General features: G+C 46.4%; 13 protein-coding genes. 10 read left to right on the top strand and 3 right to left on the bottom strand.

The annotated features are described in order from the left end of the window. The first annotated feature begins 58 nt into the window (after positions 1-58). Positions 59-1591: a CYTH and CHAD domain-containing protein gene (locus VHA02S_RS03225; RefSeq protein WP_009697592.1), complete on the top strand. Its 1533-nt coding sequence runs from the start codon at positions 59-61 to the stop codon at positions 1589-1591. 25 nt (positions 1592-1616) lie between these two features. Here the strand turns inward: VHA02S_RS03225 and VHA02S_RS03220 are convergent, their stop codons facing one another. After that, a complete protein-coding gene (locus tag VHA02S_RS03220; RefSeq protein ID WP_038897783.1) occupies positions 1617-2435 on the bottom strand; it encodes an ion transporter in 819 nt (272 codons plus the stop codon). 48 nt (positions 2436-2483) lie between these two features. On the opposite strand from VHA02S_RS03220, the gene VHA02S_RS03215 reads away from it, so the two are divergent. The 3 genes from VHA02S_RS03215 (at position 2484) to hldE (ending at position 8212) form a co-directional block, all read left to right on the top strand. Continuing rightward, positions 2484-3740 carry a methyl-accepting chemotaxis protein gene (locus tag VHA02S_RS03215; RefSeq protein WP_038897784.1) on the top strand — a complete coding sequence of 419 codons (1257 nt, stop codon included), beginning with the start codon at positions 2484-2486 and terminating at the stop codon, positions 3738-3740. Positions 3741-3860: 120 nt separating this feature from the next. Beyond that, positions 3861-6704: a bifunctional [glutamate--ammonia ligase]-adenylyl-L-tyrosine phosphorylase/[glutamate--ammonia-ligase] adenylyltransferase gene (gene glnE / locus VHA02S_RS03210; RefSeq protein ID WP_038897785.1), complete on the top strand. Its 2844-nt coding sequence runs from the start codon at positions 3861-3863 to the stop codon at positions 6702-6704. 77 nt (positions 6705-6781) lie between these two features. Then, complete coding sequence (gene hldE / locus VHA02S_RS03205; RefSeq protein ID WP_005450394.1) at positions 6782-8212, top strand: bifunctional D-glycero-beta-D-manno-heptose-7-phosphate kinase/D-glycero-beta-D-manno-heptose 1-phosphate adenylyltransferase HldE; 1431 nt, start codon at positions 6782-6784, stop codon at positions 8210-8212. 206 nt (positions 8213-8418) lie between these two features. Here the strand turns inward: hldE and tolC are convergent, their stop codons facing one another. Continuing rightward, on the bottom strand, positions 8419-9741 hold the full coding sequence (tolC, locus tag VHA02S_RS03200; protein WP_005450392.1) for an outer membrane channel protein TolC: 1323 nt from the start codon (positions 9739-9741) through the stop codon (positions 8419-8421). Between the two features lie 229 nt (positions 9742-9970). On the opposite strand from tolC, the gene nudF reads away from it, so the two are divergent. From nudF to parC, 6 genes are all read left to right on the top strand, one after another. Continuing rightward, positions 9971-10621, top strand: a complete 651-nt coding sequence (gene nudF, locus VHA02S_RS03195) for an ADP-ribose diphosphatase (protein WP_005450390.1) — start codon at positions 9971-9973, stop codon at positions 10619-10621. Continuing rightward, positions 10621-11064, top strand: a complete 444-nt coding sequence (locus tag VHA02S_RS03190) for a DUF1249 family protein (RefSeq protein WP_005395930.1) — start codon at positions 10621-10623, stop codon at positions 11062-11064. The genes nudF and VHA02S_RS03190 overlap by 1 nt, the downstream gene beginning before the upstream one ends. A gap of 61 nt (positions 11065-11125) precedes the next feature. After that, a complete protein-coding gene (gene cpdA, locus VHA02S_RS03185) occupies positions 11126-11932 on the top strand; it encodes a 3',5'-cyclic-AMP phosphodiesterase (protein WP_009697596.1) in 807 nt (268 codons plus the stop codon). Between the two features lie 54 nt (positions 11933-11986). Then, complete coding sequence (gene yqiA, locus VHA02S_RS03180) at positions 11987-12571, top strand: esterase YqiA (protein ID WP_038897786.1); 585 nt, start codon at positions 11987-11989, stop codon at positions 12569-12571. 254 nt (positions 12572-12825) lie between these two features. Then, complete coding sequence (gene parE, locus VHA02S_RS03175) at positions 12826-14706, top strand: DNA topoisomerase IV subunit B (protein ID WP_005447744.1); 1881 nt, start codon at positions 12826-12828, stop codon at positions 14704-14706. Positions 14707-14709: 3 nt separating this feature from the next. After that, positions 14710-16998 (top strand): DNA topoisomerase IV subunit A, encoded by a 2289-nt coding sequence (gene parC, locus VHA02S_RS03170; protein WP_005447746.1) that lies wholly within the window; start codon positions 14710-14712, stop codon positions 16996-16998. 38 nt (positions 16999-17036) lie between these two features. Here parC and degS read toward each other — a convergent pair whose 3' ends face one another. Then, on the bottom strand, positions 17037-18104 hold the full coding sequence (gene degS / locus VHA02S_RS03165) for an outer membrane-stress sensor serine endopeptidase DegS (RefSeq protein WP_038897787.1): 1068 nt from the start codon (positions 18102-18104) through the stop codon (positions 17037-17039). Positions 18105-18216: the final 112 nt, after the last annotated feature.

Raw genomic sequence — 18216 nt, 5'->3', positions numbered from 1 at the left:
CTTGCCGTGTGAGAAATTAGGCAATATCCTGTTTCTATCTGCTTTGAAAGGTATAGCTATGGAAACCGAGATAGAACTGAAGTTTTTTGTTTCTCCTGAATTTTCAGAGACTTTAAGAGCTAAAATTTCCGAAACAAAAGTACTTCAGCACAGTAGTCGTGATTTGGGTAACACCTACTTTGATACCGCTGATAAATGGTTAAGAAAGCACGACATTGGTTTAAGAATTCGCCGTTTTGATGATGTTTTTGTCCAGACTGTAAAAACAGCAGGACGCGTTGTTGCAGGCCTTCATCAAAGACCAGAATACAATGCTGAGCACACCAGTAATGAGCCGGACCTCACGCTTCATCCTTCTGATATCTGGCCTTCTGGCAAAGATGTCGCTACGCTACAAGCGGAACTGACGCCGCTCTTTTCTACCAACTTTACTCGTGAACAATGGTTGATTGGGATGCCTGATGGTAGCCAAATCGAAGTTGCGTTCGACCAAGGAGCTGTGATTGCTCAAGGTACGGATGGAGAAGAGAAGCAAGATCCTATCTGTGAAGTTGAATTAGAGCTGAAATCGGGTCAGACAGACGCTTTGTTTACCCTTGCTCGCAGTTTGTGTGAAGCAGGTGGTATGCGCCTTGGTAACCTGAGTAAAGCTGCGAAAGGCTATCGCTTAGCCAGTGGTTACGCTGGTGATGAAGTCAAACCACTAGCATTAGTGGACAGCACGAAAAACGACACAGTCGAGTACTGCCTGATTAATTCGCTAGAGCATGCGCTATCGCACTGGCATTACCATGAGCAAATCTACACTGAGCGTGATTGCGTTGAAGCATTACGTGAAATCGTTAATGCGATTCGCTTTATCCGCCAGACATTTACTATCTTTGGCAGCATGGTGCCGCGTCGAGCAAGTGCAATTCTTCGCCAAGAAATGAAGTGGCTAGAAGAAGAGCTTGAATGGTTAGATGAACACGCTCACTTAGAAGAGCTGCTAGATGATAAAGGCAACGTGCTGCGCAAACTTGATGCGCGTAAGTTCCTTGTTTCTGAGTTGACACAACAACTGGGCGAGTTGCCAAGCCGCGAAGCGGTGTTAGAGCTATTAAGCTCTGCACGTTACACCGGTTTGTTATTGGATTTGAGCCGTTGGATTCTGACGCGTGGTTGGCAGCCATTTTTGGATGATAAAGCGCGCGAAAAGATGTCGAGCAACATTCAACCTTTCTCAGTGAAGCAGTTGGATCGCACTTGGGCTGAGCTGATGGAAGCTTTCCCCGCAGAGCGAGAACTCTCGGCTCAAGAGTATGTGGATCAGCGATACCGTCTTTTACGTAACTTGTACACCGGTATCGGTTTTGCGAGCTTGTACGATGCAGAAGAGCGCAATACCTTCCGTTTACCATGGGCAGACCTAGTGCATGGTATCGACGACCTGCTTATGCTTAATCACCTTCTGCCATTAATTGGCATGTTAGAAGGGGAAGAACAAGAGCAGTTAGAGCGCTGGCTGCACCGCCAAGAACGTTCCATCCTGCATGCCATGGATCAGACTCGTGCAATCAGTGTTGAAGTCGAGCCATACTGGCAAGAATAAGAGCAAAAAATAGGACCCTCTGGTCCTATTTTTTTGTCTGTTTTTTTTGCTCTTGCAGTTCATCTTCGATGGACTGCAGTCGATTTAAGATCTGCTCCTGCCTTTCTAATACTTGCTCCAAGAGCTTCTCTTTATTCTTAGAACGATTGTCCTGTTGTCTGGTCGGTGCGGTTAGGATCGACGTGATCAAACCTGAAATCATACCGAAAATGCCGACACCACAAATGATGATCAGTACGGCAAGCAGCTTGCCTCCTGTCGTGACTGGATAGTGGTCGCCGTAGCCAACGGTCGAAATAGTGACAAATGCCCACCACAAAGCGTCTGTTCCTGTTTGAATATTGGCTTCAGGGTTTTGCCCTTCAATAAACAACATGGCGCTAGAACCAAGAGTGATGAGAACCACCATTAACAGCAGAATAGACGCTAATGTAGTTTCACGGCGGTTTTGCTTGAGCTGGAAAAGAATGAACTTTGAAGAGCGTAAGACCAGAATGACACGCAGGATGTGAAATAAGCGAGCGAAGCGCAAAGGCTCAATCATTGGGATACTCGCCACAAAATCAATCCAGTGATGCTTGAGAAATGACCAACGATCTGTGGCTCGGATCAAATCTACGATGAGCTGCAGTAGAAAAATACTACAGATTATAAAATCCAGACCGATAAGAACTTGACGGGTTTCGTGATCAAGTGGGAAAAACAACAGGCCTGAGATCACAAATAGCGCCATAAAGGACAATATTAGTGATAGCAACCCCATCGGTTTGGTGCTGTCTTTGATATCATAGTTTTTCATACGAAGCTCGAAATAAATCGCGCAACCAGAGCCAATCGCGCGCATAACTATAAGTAATACAAAGACTATATAAGACTCGGTGGAGAACTGACAATGGAAAAGCTGGCATTTAAGCCGTGGGAAAGGGTGATATCCGACATCAAGCTCGTTCCGAAAATGGTCATGTTGATGGTATTCAGCACCATCTTGATTGTGGCAAAGCAATTGTGGGACGCAAGTACCTTCTATAACTCATTACTTGCAGCAACGCAAAATGAACAAGTTGCCCAACAGCACTATGAAGCCTACTTAACACAAGTGGCTTGGCAAACTGCATTGTTGATTGTGGTGTTCGTGGTGTTACTGCTTGCAGCAGCTCGTGTCATGCTACGACAAACACAATACTTGAACGATGCAATCAAGTTAATGGCAAGCAAAAACCTTTCTGTGCCATTTGGTATGGATTGTAAAGACGAATACGGTGACGTAGCGCGTGAGCTAGAGAAAACCCGTCGTCAGTTGCATGATGTCATCCAAATGCAGATCAACGCATCTGATGAGCTTGCAACGTTGACCGAAGTGATGACATTGAGTATGTCGGAAACGAAAGAGTCGGCACAAGAAGAGTTTAATGAGATCGATCAACTTGCTACCGCAATGAGTGAGATGTCATCGACAGTTCAAACGGTTGCGGATCATGCGCAGACGGCATCTTCATTGACCGAGCAGGCATCAACGCAAGCCGTGACTGGTCAGCAGTTCTTGCAGAAAACGGTCTCTAAGATGAGTGAACTGTCTTCCGATATCGCGTCTTCGGCAAGTGCCGTTAACCAAGTAGAAGAGCGTGTTGACGCAATTGGTAGTGTCGTTGGCACCATTCAAGGTATTTCTGAGCAAACTAACTTGCTTGCACTGAATGCGGCAATTGAAGCGGCGCGAGCTGGTGAAGCTGGTCGCGGCTTTGCTGTCGTTGCAGATGAAGTTCGTAACCTTGCACAACGCACTCAGCAAGCAACCGTTGAAATCCAAGAGATGATTACTCAGCTTCAATCAAGTGCCACCTCAGCAGTGGAGTTGATGGAGAAAAGTGTTGTTGAAGCAGCAGAAGGGGTAGAGCTGGTATCAAATGCTGGTAGCGAGTTGGATGGCATTGTTGGGCAGGTGACGCAGATTAACGGCATGAATTTCCAAATCGCAACGGCGTCAGGTCAACAAAGCAGCGTTGCAGAGGAAATGAGTCAAAACTTAACCAATGTTCGTGAGCTTGTTGAAGCTTCAGTTGTGGTCGTGACTGAGCTATTGGAAACCTCTGAGATGATGCAAAGCAACGCCGAAGAGCTAGATAAGAAGATTAAATCTTTCGAAGTCTAGTTTCTGTAAGCTTTGATAAAACGCCCACAAACCTTTTGTGGGCGTTTTTATTTATGTCAACTCTGGTATAAAAGAGTGTATACCTCTCAAACCACAGTGCTTTTCAAACAAGGAAGAAAAATGCAGCTGCCTTCGTCACTGATTTCTGTCGCGGATTCCGCGGTTCAAAATGCTGAGCAAGCGGGATACTTTCAACAATGGCCTACCGAGATTGCCGAACAGTTTCGTTTTGTGTCTGGTCTAAGTAAGTTCATTACCGAAGCGATTCACCGTGATGAGAAACTCGCGCAAGACTTGCCAAACATGCTGGCAGAAAGCAGTCGACAACAAGCGTATCGTGCTCGTCTAGCAGAGCTATTGGCTGGATGCCAAGATGAGATGGCTGGGCATCGTGTGCTGCGTCAGTTCCGTAACCGCGAAATGGTTTACATTGCGTGGAAAGACTTCACCCATACTTGGACGTTAGAAGAATCGCTTTGTCATTTGTCTCAACTGGCTGAAGCGATGATCTTCGAAACTTATCAATGGCAATACAAGATTTGCTGTAATGAGTGGGGCACGCCAACCAATGCCGAAGGTGAAGCGCAGCCTATGCTGATCATCGGCATGGGTAAACTTGGTGGCGGCGAGCTGAACTTCTCTTCTGATATCGATCTGATTTTTACTTATCCAGAAAACGGTGAGACACAAGGCGCGCGCCGCAGCATTGCTAATGCGCAATTCTTTACCCGTTTAGGGCAGCGCATCATTAAAGCGCTCGACCAACAAACCTTTGACGGCTTCTGTTACCGTGTAGATATGCGTTTGCGTCCGTTTGGTGAGAGTGGTCCGTTGGTAATGAGCTATGCGGCACTAGAGGATTACTACCAAGAACAAGGAAGAGATTGGGAACGTTACGCGATGATCAAAGCGCGTGTGATGGGCAGTGAAATGTATCCGCAATATCAAGAGTTGCGCCAGATGCTGCGTCCGTTTGTTTTCCGCCGTTATATCGACTTCAGTGCGATTCAATCCCTGCGCCGCATGAAATCAATGATCAGCAGTGAAGTGCGCCGTCGCGGTTTGAGTAACAACATTAAACTGGGTGCTGGCGGCATTCGCGAGATTGAGTTTATCGCTCAAGTGTTCCAGTTAATTCGTGGTGGTCGTGAACCTTCTTTACGTGGTCGTGGTTTACTAGAAACTTTGAATGCCATTGGTGAGCTAGGTCAGCTGACTCAATCAGAGGTTGATAATCTTGAAGCTGCCTATAAATATCTGCGCCAGCTAGAAAACCTGTTGCAAGCCATGGCAGACAAGCAAACGCAAACCTTGCCGGATTGTGAAGATGAGCAATTGAAACTTGCTACGGCGATGCGTTTTGAATCTTGGGATACGCTCATTGCTCAAACCCAACAACACATGGCAAATGTCCACAAGGTGTTTGAAAGCTTAATCGGTGATGACGAAGAAGATGAAACAGAAGCGGTGGCTCGTCATTTTCACGAATTGTGGGACATGGCGACCAAGCAAGATGTGCTTGAACACGTTCTACAAGAGGACATTAAAGCTGAAAACTCACAAGAGTTAGCAAAAACCATCATGCAGTTCAAAGCGGACTTGGCAAAGAAAACACTTGGACCGCGTGGTCGTGAAGTGCTGACTAAGTTGATGCCTAAAGTCTTTGATGCGGTATTTTCCCACCCAGATGCGCAATTCGGCTTGCCACGTGTTTTGCACTTGCTGCACAACATCTGTACTCGTACAACGTATCTTGAATTGTTGGATGAACATCCGGCAGCCTTGGTACAACTGGTTCGTTTATGTACCGCCAGTCCTATGATTTCAGAGCAGCTATCGCGTTATCCGATTCTGCTTGATGAGTTGATCGACCCTCAGCATCTGTACTACCCAATTCCACTTGATAGCTACCGAACAGAGCTACGTGATTTCCTTGCCCGCATCCCAGAGGATGATATGGAGCAGCAAATGGAAGCGCTGCGTCAGTTTAAGCAAATCTGTATCTTACGTATTGCAGCGGCAGACATTGCAGGTGTATTGCCCGTCATGAAAGTGAGTGACCACTTAACGTATTTAGCGGAAGCGATCGTTGAAGCGGTAGTGAACCAAGCGTGGCTGCAAGTGTCGGAAAAGTATGGCGAGCCAACGCATGTGAAAGATCGTGAAGGCAAAGGCTTCGCCGTGATTGGTTACGGGAAAGTCGGCGGCTGGGAACTGGGTTATAACTCAGACCTTGATATTGTGTTCATGCACGATTGCCCAGTTAACGTTTATACCGATGGTAAAAAAGAAATCGATGGTCGCCAGTTCTATCTTCGTTTAGCGCAGCGCATCATCCATATTTTCTCAACTCGTACAGCATCTGGCATTCTTTATGAAGTGGATACTCGCTTACGCCCATCTGGCGCTTCAGGCTTATTAGTCAGCCCAACAGATGCATTTGATGATTATCAACATAAAGATGCCTGGACGTGGGAGCATCAAGCTCTTGTGCGTGCTCGTATGATTTATGGTGATGAGCCTTTGGCGATCGCCTTCCATAACACTCGCCACGATGTGTTGTGTAAACTGCGTAACCAAGACACGTTAAAGAAAGAAGTGGTCGATATGCGTGAGAAAATGCGTGACCATCTTGGCGGGAAAAAGTCCGGTCGTTTTATGCTTAAGCAAGATAACGGCGGCATTACCGATATTGAATTTCTCGCTCAATACCTTGTGCTCAACTACAGTCACAGTAAGCCTAAGCTCATTCGCTGGTGCGATAATGTACGTATTTTTGAAACTCTAATCGCACAAGGTGTCATGGAAGAAGATCAAGCGATGCAACTGACACGCGCATACACATCAATGCGCGATGAAATTCATCGTCGAAACTTGCTTAACTTAGATGCCGATGTGGCAGAAGAGAAATTTATTGCGGAGCGAGAGTGGGTGAAGCAAGCATGGAATCAATGGTTTGCCTAAGCAGAAGTAGTGCACAAGGTTCAGCCTAGAAAAAGGCTGTGTTAAACTCACCACGATTTAATTTTTGGAGACCAATAATGAAACCAATTCTACCTGATTACAACAGCGCTGGTGTGCTTATCATCGGCGATGTCATGCTAGATCGTTACTGGTATGGCCCGACTGGACGTATCTCTCCTGAAGCGCCAGTACCTGTTGTGAAAGTAGAAAATAATGAAGAGCGTCCGGGTGGTGCTGCGAACGTGGCAATGAATATTGCTTCACTTGGCGGTCACGCTCACATTGTTGGTCTAACGGGGATGGATGAGCCAGCGAAAGTTCTGACTGAAACGCTGAACTCGCTAAAAGTAAAATGCGATTTCGTCGCGCTGCCTGATTATCCAACCATCACTAAGCTACGTGTGATGAGCCGTGGTCAGCAATTGATTCGTCTGGATTTTGAAGACAAGTTCGAAAACACCGATGCTGAACCTGTGTTATCTCGTATGGAAACTGCTTTGCCAAGCGTGAAAGCTGTGATCATGTCTGATTACGCGAAAGGTTCGTTAGAGCATGTACAGGCTTACATCCAGAAAGCACGAGCTGCGAATATCCCAGTCTTCATCGATCCGAAAGGCGCAGACTTCGAACGCTACCGTGGTGCAACGCTACTGACACCAAACATGAAAGAGTTTGAAGATGTTGTTGGTAAGGTGAAGTCAGAGCAAGAGCTGGTAGAAAAAGCGCTAGCACTAGTAGAAGAGTTCGAGTTTGAAGCTCTATTGGTAACGCGCAGTGAAAATGGTATGACGCTGATCCGCCGTGGTCAGGAACCATTCCATCTACCGACTCAAGCAAAAGAAGTCTATGACGTAACTGGTGCGGGCGATACGGTGATCTCTGTATTGGCGGCTTCTGTTGCCGCAGGCAAATCATTTGAAGAAGCTTGTGCTCTAGCCAATGCAGCGGCAGGTGTTGTGGTTGGTAAATTGGGTACCTCAACGCTTTCTGAAATTGAGCTGGCAGAAGCCATTCACGGTAGCCAAGATACAGATTACGGTGTGATTTCAGAGCAAGCTTTGATTGAAGCCGTGAAGAAAGCACGAGCGAAAGGTGAGAAGGTTGTGATGACTAATGGTTGTTTCGATATCTTACACGCTGGTCACGTGTCTTACTTAAACCACGCCGCAGAACTCGGTGATCGCTTGATTGTTGCGGTAAACACGGATGATTCGGTAAAACGTCTAAAAGGTCCTGGTCGTCCAGTAAACCCAACCGATCGTCGTATGGCTGTGTTAGCTGGTTTAGGTGCTGTCGATTGGGTTGTACCTTTCAGCGAAGACACGCCTCAACGCCTTATTTCGGAAGTACTACCAAGCTTGTTAGTGAAAGGTGGTGATTACAAGCCGGAAGAGATCGCAGGTGGTAAAGAAGTGATTGCCGCAGGCGGTGAGGTCCGCGTGCTGAACTTTGAAGATGGTTGCTCAACTAGCGAAATCATCAATGCCATCAAAGGCGGTAAAGGCTAAGCCTTCCTTGCTTTCGATTCTTAAAGAAAAGGTCGCTCTATGGGCGACCTTTTTTGATCGTAATTGTTTTTTGGAATGTAATGCTTAGCAAAATAGCTCGCAATAAAAAACGCCAGTTGAAAGCTCAACTGGCGTTTTATGCATTATACCCAAGTCATTCTCGCTGAACTAAGCGTCTCGAGGTTACTTGGGTATACATGAGACATTTATTTTGCTGGCTTAAGACCTGCATCAACATCTAGGATATCTTGCTCGCTCAGTGTACCTACCGCTTGGCGTAGCTGAAGACCAGCAAGAATGTAGTTGTAACGTGCGTCTGACAAGTTCTTGTTTGCATCGTATAGACGGCGAGTTGCGTCTAATACGTCAACGATAGTACGAGTACCTACATCGAAACCGGCTTCTGTCGCTTCTAGTGCAGATTGCGCTGACACTACAGACTGTTCGTACGCTTTTAGTGCGCCGATAGAAGCGTTGATGTTGTTGTTTTGTGCACGCACTTCTTTCACAACACTACGGTATTCTTTTTCCAGTTCTTCGCTTGCTGATACATAGCCGTATTCTGCTTGTTTCACTTCAGACGTTGTACGACCACCAGTGTATAGAGGAACTGCTAAGTTAACACCGACTTTGAAACCGTCAGTCGTGTTATCTGTAACACTTTCAGATGTATCTGCGTAGTTGTAGCCACCGTCTAGCGAAAGCGTTGGCAGGTGACCAGAGCTTGCTAGTGAGATGTTATCGCGCGCGATGTCTTGTCCGATACGTGCAGATAATAGACTTAGGTTGGTTGTCTTCGCTTCTTCAATCAATGTTTCAGCAGCTTCAGAAGAGCGGCTTGCAGAGAAGCGAGCTGTATCTAGAACGTTTAGGTTCTTGTGCTCTTGACCTGTAATCTCACGTAGCGATTCGTAGCTGTTGATTAGCGAGTTTTCCGCCAAGACTTCGTCTGCCAGTACTGCATCGTATTGTGCTTGCGCATCGTGTACGTCAGTGATTGCTGACAAACCAACTTCAAAACGTTGTTTAGTTTGCTCTAGTTGGCGACCAACCGCTGCTTTTTCTGCACGAACGAACACTAGGTTGTCTTGTGCGCGTAGCACTTCGAAGTACGCTTGAGAAACTCGAAGGATCAAACCTTGTTGTGTTGCTGCATAGTTTGCGTCGGCACGACGAGCTGTTTTCTCTGCGGTATCAAGCGTGATCCAAGATGCACGGTTGTATAGCTCTTGTGTAAAACCAACACCTGCTGACAGTACATTTTCGTCAGTAGACGTTTTTCCGCCTGCATCTAGATCTCTGTCGCCACGAGTGATGTCGTAGCCTGCTGTCAAGTTGATCTGTGGTAGTAGGGCACTGCGGCTAGAGTTGATTGCTTCAAAAGCTTGATCACGCTGCGCTGCTACACTGAGCAATTGAGGATCATTTTGTTTTGCTAAGTCATAGATTTCAGCAAGAGAGTCTGCCCATGCAGATGTACTCATACTGCCTAGCGCTGCACTGATAAATAGTGGAAGCAGTTTTTTCATTTTCTATTCCCGCGGTCTATAGATTGGTTAATTCTCAGTAGTTTAACTCAATTTGGACGATATTTACTCGAAACTTTGCACTTTTTTACACGTAATTATCCAGTTGTGCAATAAATAAATGAGGATTGCTTAAAATAATTTATAACTATTGTACAAAAAGTTGAGCCAAGTCCTTTGAGCAAGCGAATAACAATGAGTAAACTACAAGATTCACTCAGAGAGGTGTTGAATGCAACAGTGTGACAAGCAACAGAATGATTTTACTCCCCAAGATGTGGAAATAATCTCAAAAGAAACCGTATTTAAAGGCTTCTTTAAAATGGTGAAATACCGTTTTAAGCATAGATTATTCGCCGGTGGCTGGAGTGGGATTGTCGAACGAGAAATGTTCGAACGTGGTCATGCTGCAGCCATGCTCCCGTATGACCCCGTGACTGACCAAGTCGTGATCATCGAACAGATCCGCGTTGGAGCATTAGAGCATTCGCACCCATGGCAGTTCGAAATTGTTGCTGGCATGATTGATCGAGATGAATCAGCAGAAGCTGTGATTCGTCGAGAAGCAGAAGAGGAAGCAGGCATTCAGGTAGGACGTGTTGCTTCGGTTACCTCTTATTATCCCTCTTCGGGCGGCTGCTCAGAGAAGCTTGATGTGTTCATTGGTGAAGTCGATGCATCTAAAGCGCATGGCATTCATGGTTTAGACTATGAGAATGAAGATATTCGAGTCCATGTAATGAGCCGTGAAACTGCGTATCAGTGGGTGAAAGATGGCAAATTTGAAAATGGTGCTTCAATCATTGCGCTTCAATGGTTGCAGTTAAATCATCAAGAATTGACATCACAATGGGGTAAATCCCCTATGGTGGAGAGTAAGTAATGGCGCAAGTAGCTGAAAAGCAAAGATACCATGTCGACTTAGCAGGTCTTATGAGAACTTATGAGACCAACTATGCGAAGTTGAACGCTTTGCTGCCTGCCTCTGCCGAAGTTGGTGACGTACGCTGTTATCAGGCGGCGAATATGGTTTATCAACTGACCGTGAATGAAATCACAAAATACACCACAGTTGTTGAGATATGTCAGAGTGATGAAACACCAGTGTTTCCTTTACCGACGATGTCTGTCAGGCTTTATCACGATGCGAGAGTAGCTGAAGTATGCTCAAGCGGAGAGTTTTCTCGCATTAAAGCTAAATATGATTATCCCAACGACCAGTTGATGCAGAAAGATGAAAAGCATCAGCTTAATACGTTTCTTGGTGAATGGCTGACATTCTGTTTACGAAGTGGCATTAGTAGAACGCCGCTTGCCTTCAATTGATTGTCACGTCACTAAGGAAAAATAACAAAAAACTATATAGTGGACGAATCAGGTTTTCATTTTGCAACCATCTAGTGACAGCATAAAGCTATTACAAATCACGGATACTCATCTGTTTGAGGCAGATGAGGGCAGTTTGCTGAGCGTAAGAACCGCCGATAGCTTTGCAGCCGTGGTAAAAGAGATTCTTCATCGTCAAGTGCCATTTGAATACATCTTGGCTACAGGCGATATTTCACAAGATCATAGTGCAGAGTCATATCAGCGTTTTGCTGAGGGTATCTCGCCGCTGAAAAAAGATTGTTTTTGGCTTCCGGGCAACCATGACTACAAGCCAAACATGGGTAGTGTGCTACCATCCCCTCAAATTCAAGCTGTTGAACACCTAAAGCTGGGTGACCATTGGCAGGTAATTCTGCTGGATTCACAAGTGGTTGGCGTTCCTCATGGGCGATTAAGCGATCAACAACTGACTTTGCTTGAAGAAAAGCTCGCAGAAAATCCGCAGCGACATACGTTGGTGCTTTTGCATCATCATCCACTTTTAGTGGGCAGTGCTTGGCTAGATCAGCATACGCTGAAAGACGCAGAGGCGTTTTGGCAGGTCGTAGACCGATTTGACAATGTGAAGGGTATTCTCTGTGGTCATGTTCATCAGGATATGAACATTATTCACAAAGGTATTCGTGTGATGGCAACGCCTTCAACGTGTGTACAGTTCAAGCCGAACTCTGATGACTTTGCATTAGATACACAGTCTCCAGGCTGGCGGGAATTAGAACTACATAGTAACGGTGACATCTCGACACAAGTTAACCGTTTACCAGATGGTCAATTCCAGCCAGACTTTACCTCAAGCGGATACTAATCATTACCATGCCCGAACTTTATGTTCGGGCTTACTTTTTTACATGAGGCAACCATGAGCCAACCTTCTTTGCTGCTTTATATTCACGGTTTTAACAGCTCACCGCTTTCGATGAAAGCGAACTTAATGAAAGAGTATTGTGAGCAGCAGCGTCCAGATATAAAAGTCATCGTGCCTCAGTTACCATGCTTCCCTCAACTTGCTGCACAATGCTTGCTCGATATTATTGAGCAATACAAAGGTGACTACAACATCGGCTTGGTGGGTAGCTCATTGGGTGGATACATGTCTACTTGGCTCAATGATAAGTTTGGTTTTAGAGCAGTGGTTGTTAACCCCGCGGTGAAGCCGTATGAGTTGCTGGTGGGCTATTTAGGGGAGCAAACTAACCCCTACACGCATGAAACCTATACACTTGAAGCTTGTCATATTGACGAGCTAAAAGCTCTTGATGTACAAAGCATCGCGTCGCCTCAATCCTTTTGGCTTTTACAACAAACCGAAGATGAGGTTTTAGACTATCGCCAAGCCGTAGAAAAGTTCGCACAAGCGACGCAAACGGTAGAAGAGGGCGGTGATCACAGTTTTGTAGGCTTTGAGCGTTATCCTGCTCAAATCATTGAATTCTTAAAACTGTAATACTAAAGAGACGGATTGGAATAGGCTCATAGTTTTTATTGATATATCCAACTGTTTCTTGACATAGTCGATATGCTTTCCGACTATGTTTTGCCAAAAAGATCTTAAGGGTATTTAAGCCCTGACTACTTTGTTATGCATCTTCTTTATCTTTAGATAAATGTGCAGACGGGGTAGCTTTTTCGTTTCTCGAGTACAGCTCGCGTGAATGCGAGGCTCGGGTTACAAGTAAACTTTGAGAACAATTCCGTATTATGACTGAACAATATAATGCTGGTGCCATTGAAGTACTGAATGGCTTAGAGCCAGTACGTCGCCGACCAGGGATGTATACGGATACAGCGCGCCCAAACCACTTGGGCCAAGAAGTTATCGATAACAGTGTCGATGAAGCGCTTGCCGGACATGCCTCAAAAGTACAAGTCATCCTACATGCTGACCAATCACTAGAAGTGATCGATGATGGTCGAGGCATGCCTGTTGATATACACCCAGAAGAAAAGGTATCAGGCGTTGAGCTGATCCTATGTAAGCTTCATGCGGGTGGTAAATTCTCCAACAAGAACTATCAATTCTCTGGTGGTTTGCATGGTGTAGGTATCTCTGTAGTAAACGCGCTATCAAAGCGTGTTGAAGTGACGGTTCGTCGTGACGGTCAAATTTATGAGATTGCTTTCGAGCATGGTGACAAGGTTTCTGACCTAACTGTCACAGGGACATGCGGTCGTCGTAACCGTGGTACCAGCGTGCATTTCTGGCCAGATGCAAAGTACTTTGATTCCGCAAACTTCTCTGTTACGCGTCTGGTGAACAACCTACGTGCGAAAGCAGTACTTTGCCCGGGTCTAGAGATTACGTTTACCGATAAAGTAAACAACAAAGACTACAAATGGCACTACGAAGATGGTCTTAAAGACTATCTAGCGGAAGGTGTGAAAGGTTATCCAGTTCTACCTGAAGAACCATTTACTGGTGAGTTCTCAGCAGAAACTGAAGCGGCAAACTGGGCGGTAATCTGGCAGCCGGAAGGCGGCGAGATGATCACGGAAAGTTACGTGAACCTTATCCCTACCGCTCAAGGTGGTACACACGTTAACGGTCTACGCCAAGGTTTGCTTGATGCGATGCGTGAGTTCTGTGAATTCCGCAATTTGTTACCTCGTGGTGTGAAGCTAACTGGTGATGACGTTTTCGACCGCTGTTCTTACGTCCTGTCAGTCAAGATCCAAGACCCGCAATTTGCCGGTCAAACCAAAGAGCGTTTGTCTTCTCGTCAAACGGCTGCCTTTGTCTCTGGTGTAGTAAAAGATGCATTCAGCCTATGGTTGAACGAAAAGCCACAACTGGCTGAGCAGTTAGCGGAAGTGTGTATCGCGAATGCCCACCGCCGTATGCGTGCTAGTAAAAAGGTTGTGCGTAAGAAGGTTGCATCAGGTCCTGCTCTACCAGGCAAACTGACAGACTGTTCTGTGCAAGACCTCAACCGCACCGAAATCTTCTTCGTGGAGGGTGACTCGGCGGGCGGTTCTGCTAAACAAGCACGTGATCGTGAGTTCCAAGCGGTAATGCCACTGCGCGGTAAGATCCTAAACACGTGGGAAGTCTCTGCAGACCAAGTGCTTGCATCTCAAGAAGTGCACGATATCTCAGTTGCTCTGGGCATTGACCCAGACAGCGACAACCTAGACAGCCTTCGTTACGGTAAAATCTGTATCCTTGCCGATGCGGACTCGGACGGTTTGCACATCGCAACGCTGTTATGCGCGCTGTTCACTCGTCACTTCCGTGCGCTGGTTGAAGCTGGTCATATCTACGTCGCGATGCCGCCTCTATACCGTATCGACTGTGGCAAAGAAGTATTCTATGCCTTAGACGATGACGAAAAAGATGGTGTATTAGAGCGCTTGTCTAAGAAGAAAGCCAAAATCAACGTGCAACGATTCAAAGGTTTGGGTGAGATGAACCCACTTCAGTTGCGCGAAACGACCATGGATCCAAATACGCGTCGCTTGGTTCAGCTAACCATCGATGACTCGGCGGCGACCATGGAAATGATGGACATGCTGCTTGGTAAGAAACGAGCAGATGATCGTCGTTCTTGGCTGCAAAACAACGGCGATATGGCAGAGGTTTAACGGATGTCTACAGAAATTACTTACGATGGCGTTGAACAGTTGCCAATGCGCAAGTTCACCGAAGACGCTTATCTGAACTACTCGATGTACGTGATCATGGACCGCGCATTGCCATACATTGGCGATGGTCTGAAACCGGTTCAACGACGCATCATTTACGCAATGTCGGAGCTTGGTCTTTCGGCATCAGCAAAATACAAAAAATCCGCACGTACCGTTGGTGACGTGTTGGGTAAATACCACCCGCACGGTGACTCTGCATGTTACGAAGCGATGGTATTGATGGCGCAGCCATTCTCTTACCGTTACCCATTGGTTGACGGTCAAGGTAACTGGGGTGCGCCAGATGACCCGAAATCATTCGCAGCAATGCGTTATACCGAAGCAAAACTGTCTAAGTTTGCCGAAGTACTGTTAGGCGAATTAGGTCAGGGTACAGTTGAATGGCAACCTAACTTTGATGGCACGATGAAAGAGCCACAAATGTTGCCAGCACGTCTGCCTCATATTCTGCTAAACGGTGTAACCGGTATCGCGGTTGGTATGGCGACGGATATTCCACCTCACAACGTTCGTGAAGTGGCGGATGCGACCATTCATTTGATCGACAACCCGAAGGCGGAACTGCCTGATGTGATGCAGTTCGTTAAAGGTCCGGATTACCCAACAGAAGCGGAAATCATCTCGCCACAAGCAGATATTGAGAAGATTTACCGCAACGGTCGTGGCAGCATCAAGATGCGCGCGGTATGGCACAAAGAAGGTTCAGATATCGTGATCACTTCTCTGCCACACCAAGTATCAGGTGCGAAACTGCTTGAGCAAATCGCTAACCAAATGCGTGCTAAGAAGCTGCCAATGGTTGACGATCTTCGTGATGAATCGGATCACGAGAACCCGACGCGTATCGTTGTGGTTCCGAAGTCAAACCGCGTTGATTGCGATCTGTTGATGAACCACTTGTTCGCTTCTACGGATCTTGAGCGCAGCTACCGCGTTAACTTGAACATGATTGGTTTGGATAACCGTCCTCAAGTTAAAGGTCTGGTACAAATTCTGTCTGAGTGGATCGAGTTCCGTCGTACGACTGTACGTCGCCGTCTACAACATCGCCTAGACAAAGTAATGGCTCGTCTACACATCTTGGAAGGTTTGTTGGTTGCTTACCTAAACCTAGATGAAGTGATTGAGATCATTCGTACTGAAGACGATCCAAAAGCAGTGCTGATGGAACGCTTTGGCATTACCGATATCCAAGCGGATGCAATTCTAGATACCAAACTTCGTCATCTAGCAAAACTAGAAGAGATGAAGATCCGTGGTGAGCAAGACGAGCTAGAGAAAGAACGTGAGAAGCTAGAACAGCTACTAGGCTCTGAGCGTCGTCTGAACACTCTACTGAAGAAAGAAATCAAAGCAGACGCAGAGAAATATGGTGATGACCGCCGTTCTCCAATGGTTGAACGTGCAGAAGCAAAAGCACTGACTGAGCGTGACCTAGTACCAAGTGAGCCAATCACGGTTGTGCTTTCTGAGAAAGGTTGGATTCGTCACGCGAAAGGTCATGATGTGGATGCTGAAGGCTTGAGCTACAAGTCTGGTGACCAATACTTAGCACATGCGCGTGGTAAGAGTAACCAGCAAGCGGTGTTCTTTGGCAGTGATGGTCGAAGCTACTCACTTGAGTCGCATTCATTACCGTCTGCAAGAAGTCAAGGCGAGCCAATTACAGGTCGTTTGAATATCACCGCAGGCAGCAATATTCGCCAAGTGATCATGGGTGAAGAAGATCAGCTATGGTTGGTGGGTTCTGATGCTGGTTACGGCTTTGTATGTAAAGGCTCAGATTTGCTATCTAAGAACCGCAGCGGTAAAGCATTGGTGACTCTACCTGCAAACTCTGAGGTGATGACACCAAAGACGATTGCAGACTTGGATTCAGATGAAATTCTAGCCATTACGAATCAAGGTCGTATGCTGTTGTTCCCAATCAAAGACCTACCGCAATTAGCGAAAGGTAAGGGTAACAAGATCATCAACATCCCAGCAGCGAAGGCGAAAGAACGTGAAGAGGTGCTTTCTCACTTGATGGCTCTGCCACAAGGTGCGTCTCTTACACTTTATGCGGGTAAGCGAAAGTTAGGTTTGAAACCTGCTGATCTTGAGAACTTCCGTGGTGAACGCGGACGTCGAGGCAGCTTGCTACCGCGAGGTTTGCAGCGCGTAACTCGAATTGAAATTGAAATGGGTGGAAGCTCAGAGGTTTCAGAAGAGCCGAGCGATAGCGAATAACGCACAAACAAAAATCCCAGCCAATGGCTGGGATTTTTTTATGCTTCTTGTTTGTCTTCGGCGATGGTTACTTTCAAATTCATTTCTTTACCCTTGCGGATAATACCAACATCAACGTTGGTGCCTGGACGCAAGTCAGTAACAATATCCATCACACTTTGACGACCTTGCACCTTGGTTCCGTTAATGCTGATAATGATGTCCTGCTTTTCAAAGCCAGCCGCACTTGCAGGTCCATTTGGATCAATGCCTAGGACGACAATACCGCCAATGTGCTGGTTACCTAGTAAGCGGGCAGTAACCGCATTGATATCCTGTCCGTCAATACCAATGTAGCCACGGATCACGCGACCATCAGCAATGATCTTTTGCATGATCTTATTCGCCAGAGGAGCCGGAATCGCAAAAGAGATGCCGTAGGTCTCAAGGTCTGTAGCCTGTTGGAATGAAGCCGTATTAATGCCTACCAGTTCACCTTGAGTGTTGACCAAAGCGCCGCCAGAGTTACCTTCGTTGATTGCCGCATCGGTTTGAATGAAGGCTTGACGACCATCGCTGATCGATGAGCGTCCTGTTGCTGAGATGATGCCAAACGTCGTGGTTTGACCTAAGTTGTATGGGTTTCCGATAGCCAGTACCACGTCACCAACCTGAGGCTTGTAATCAGGATTCAGTGGGATGACAGGTAAATTAGAGCCTTCAACGCGTAAAATCGCGATATCTGTACGCTTATCCGTACCGACCAACTGAGCTGCAGCAACACGACCATCTTGCAGTGCGACTACTATTTGGTCTGCTTGAGCGACGACATGGTAGTTAGTAATGATGTAGCCTTTCTCGCTAACAATCACACCAGATCCCAAGCCCTGAGTTGAAAGCTTGCTTCGGTCGTTTTCAACATACTTGCGACTATAGATATTCACAACCGCTGGCGCTGCCTTTCTTACCGCTTGGTTAAAAGAGACTTCGAGCGAGGCGATATTGCTCGGCTGCGGATCGCTGAGTGCTGTAGGAATAACATTGCTGCGCAAAGATGGAACGGCGAGTAATACGATGATGGCAGTTGCTAAGCCTAAAAAGACAGAACGTAACAAAAAGCTAAGCATAACCTCTCCATGATTGAGCGCCCAATTGGCATAGAAAACTGAAGGATAGCATTACATTGAAAAATAACAAAAGGGCAAGACGTAATCGTCTTACCCTTTTATAAAACCATGA

Source organism: Vibrio harveyi NBRC 15634 = ATCC 14126 = KCTC 12724, assembly GCF_001591145.1.
In the GTDB taxonomy this organism is placed as follows: domain Bacteria; phylum Pseudomonadota; class Gammaproteobacteria; order Enterobacterales; family Vibrionaceae; genus Vibrio; species Vibrio harveyi.
The sequence above is the reverse complement of the archived record's forward strand: the minus strand, read 5'-3'. Positions and strand labels throughout refer to the sequence as shown.

Bases quoted from the DNA above. Each gene is read 5' to 3' on its own strand.
- VHA02S_RS03225 (WP_009697592.1), top strand. From the start codon at position 59: ATGGAAACCGAGATAGAACTGAAGTTTTTTGTTTCTCCTGAATTTTCA.
- VHA02S_RS03220 (WP_038897783.1), bottom strand. From the start codon at position 2,435: ATGCGCGCGATTGGCTCTGGTTGCGCGATTTATTTCGAGCTTCGTATG.
- VHA02S_RS03215 (WP_038897784.1), top strand. From the start codon at position 2,484: ATGGAAAAGCTGGCATTTAAGCCGTGGGAAAGGGTGATATCCGACATC.
- glnE (WP_038897785.1), top strand. From the start codon at position 3,861: ATGCAGCTGCCTTCGTCACTGATTTCTGTCGCGGATTCCGCGGTTCAA.
- hldE (WP_005450394.1), top strand. From the start codon at position 6,782: ATGAAACCAATTCTACCTGATTACAACAGCGCTGGTGTGCTTATCATC.
- tolC (WP_005450392.1), bottom strand. From the start codon at position 9,741: ATGAAAAAACTGCTTCCACTATTTATCAGTGCAGCGCTAGGCAGTATG.
- nudF (WP_005450390.1), top strand. From the start codon at position 9,971: ATGCAACAGTGTGACAAGCAACAGAATGATTTTACTCCCCAAGATGTG.
- VHA02S_RS03190 (WP_005395930.1), top strand. From the start codon at position 10,621: ATGGCGCAAGTAGCTGAAAAGCAAAGATACCATGTCGACTTAGCAGGT.
- yqiA (WP_038897786.1), top strand. From the start codon at position 11,987: ATGAGCCAACCTTCTTTGCTGCTTTATATTCACGGTTTTAACAGCTCA.
- parE (WP_005447744.1), top strand. From the start codon at position 12,826: ATGACTGAACAATATAATGCTGGTGCCATTGAAGTACTGAATGGCTTA.
- parC (WP_005447746.1), top strand. From the start codon at position 14,710: ATGTCTACAGAAATTACTTACGATGGCGTTGAACAGTTGCCAATGCGC.
- degS (WP_038897787.1), bottom strand. From the start codon at position 18,104: ATGCTTAGCTTTTTGTTACGTTCTGTCTTTTTAGGCTTAGCAACTGCC.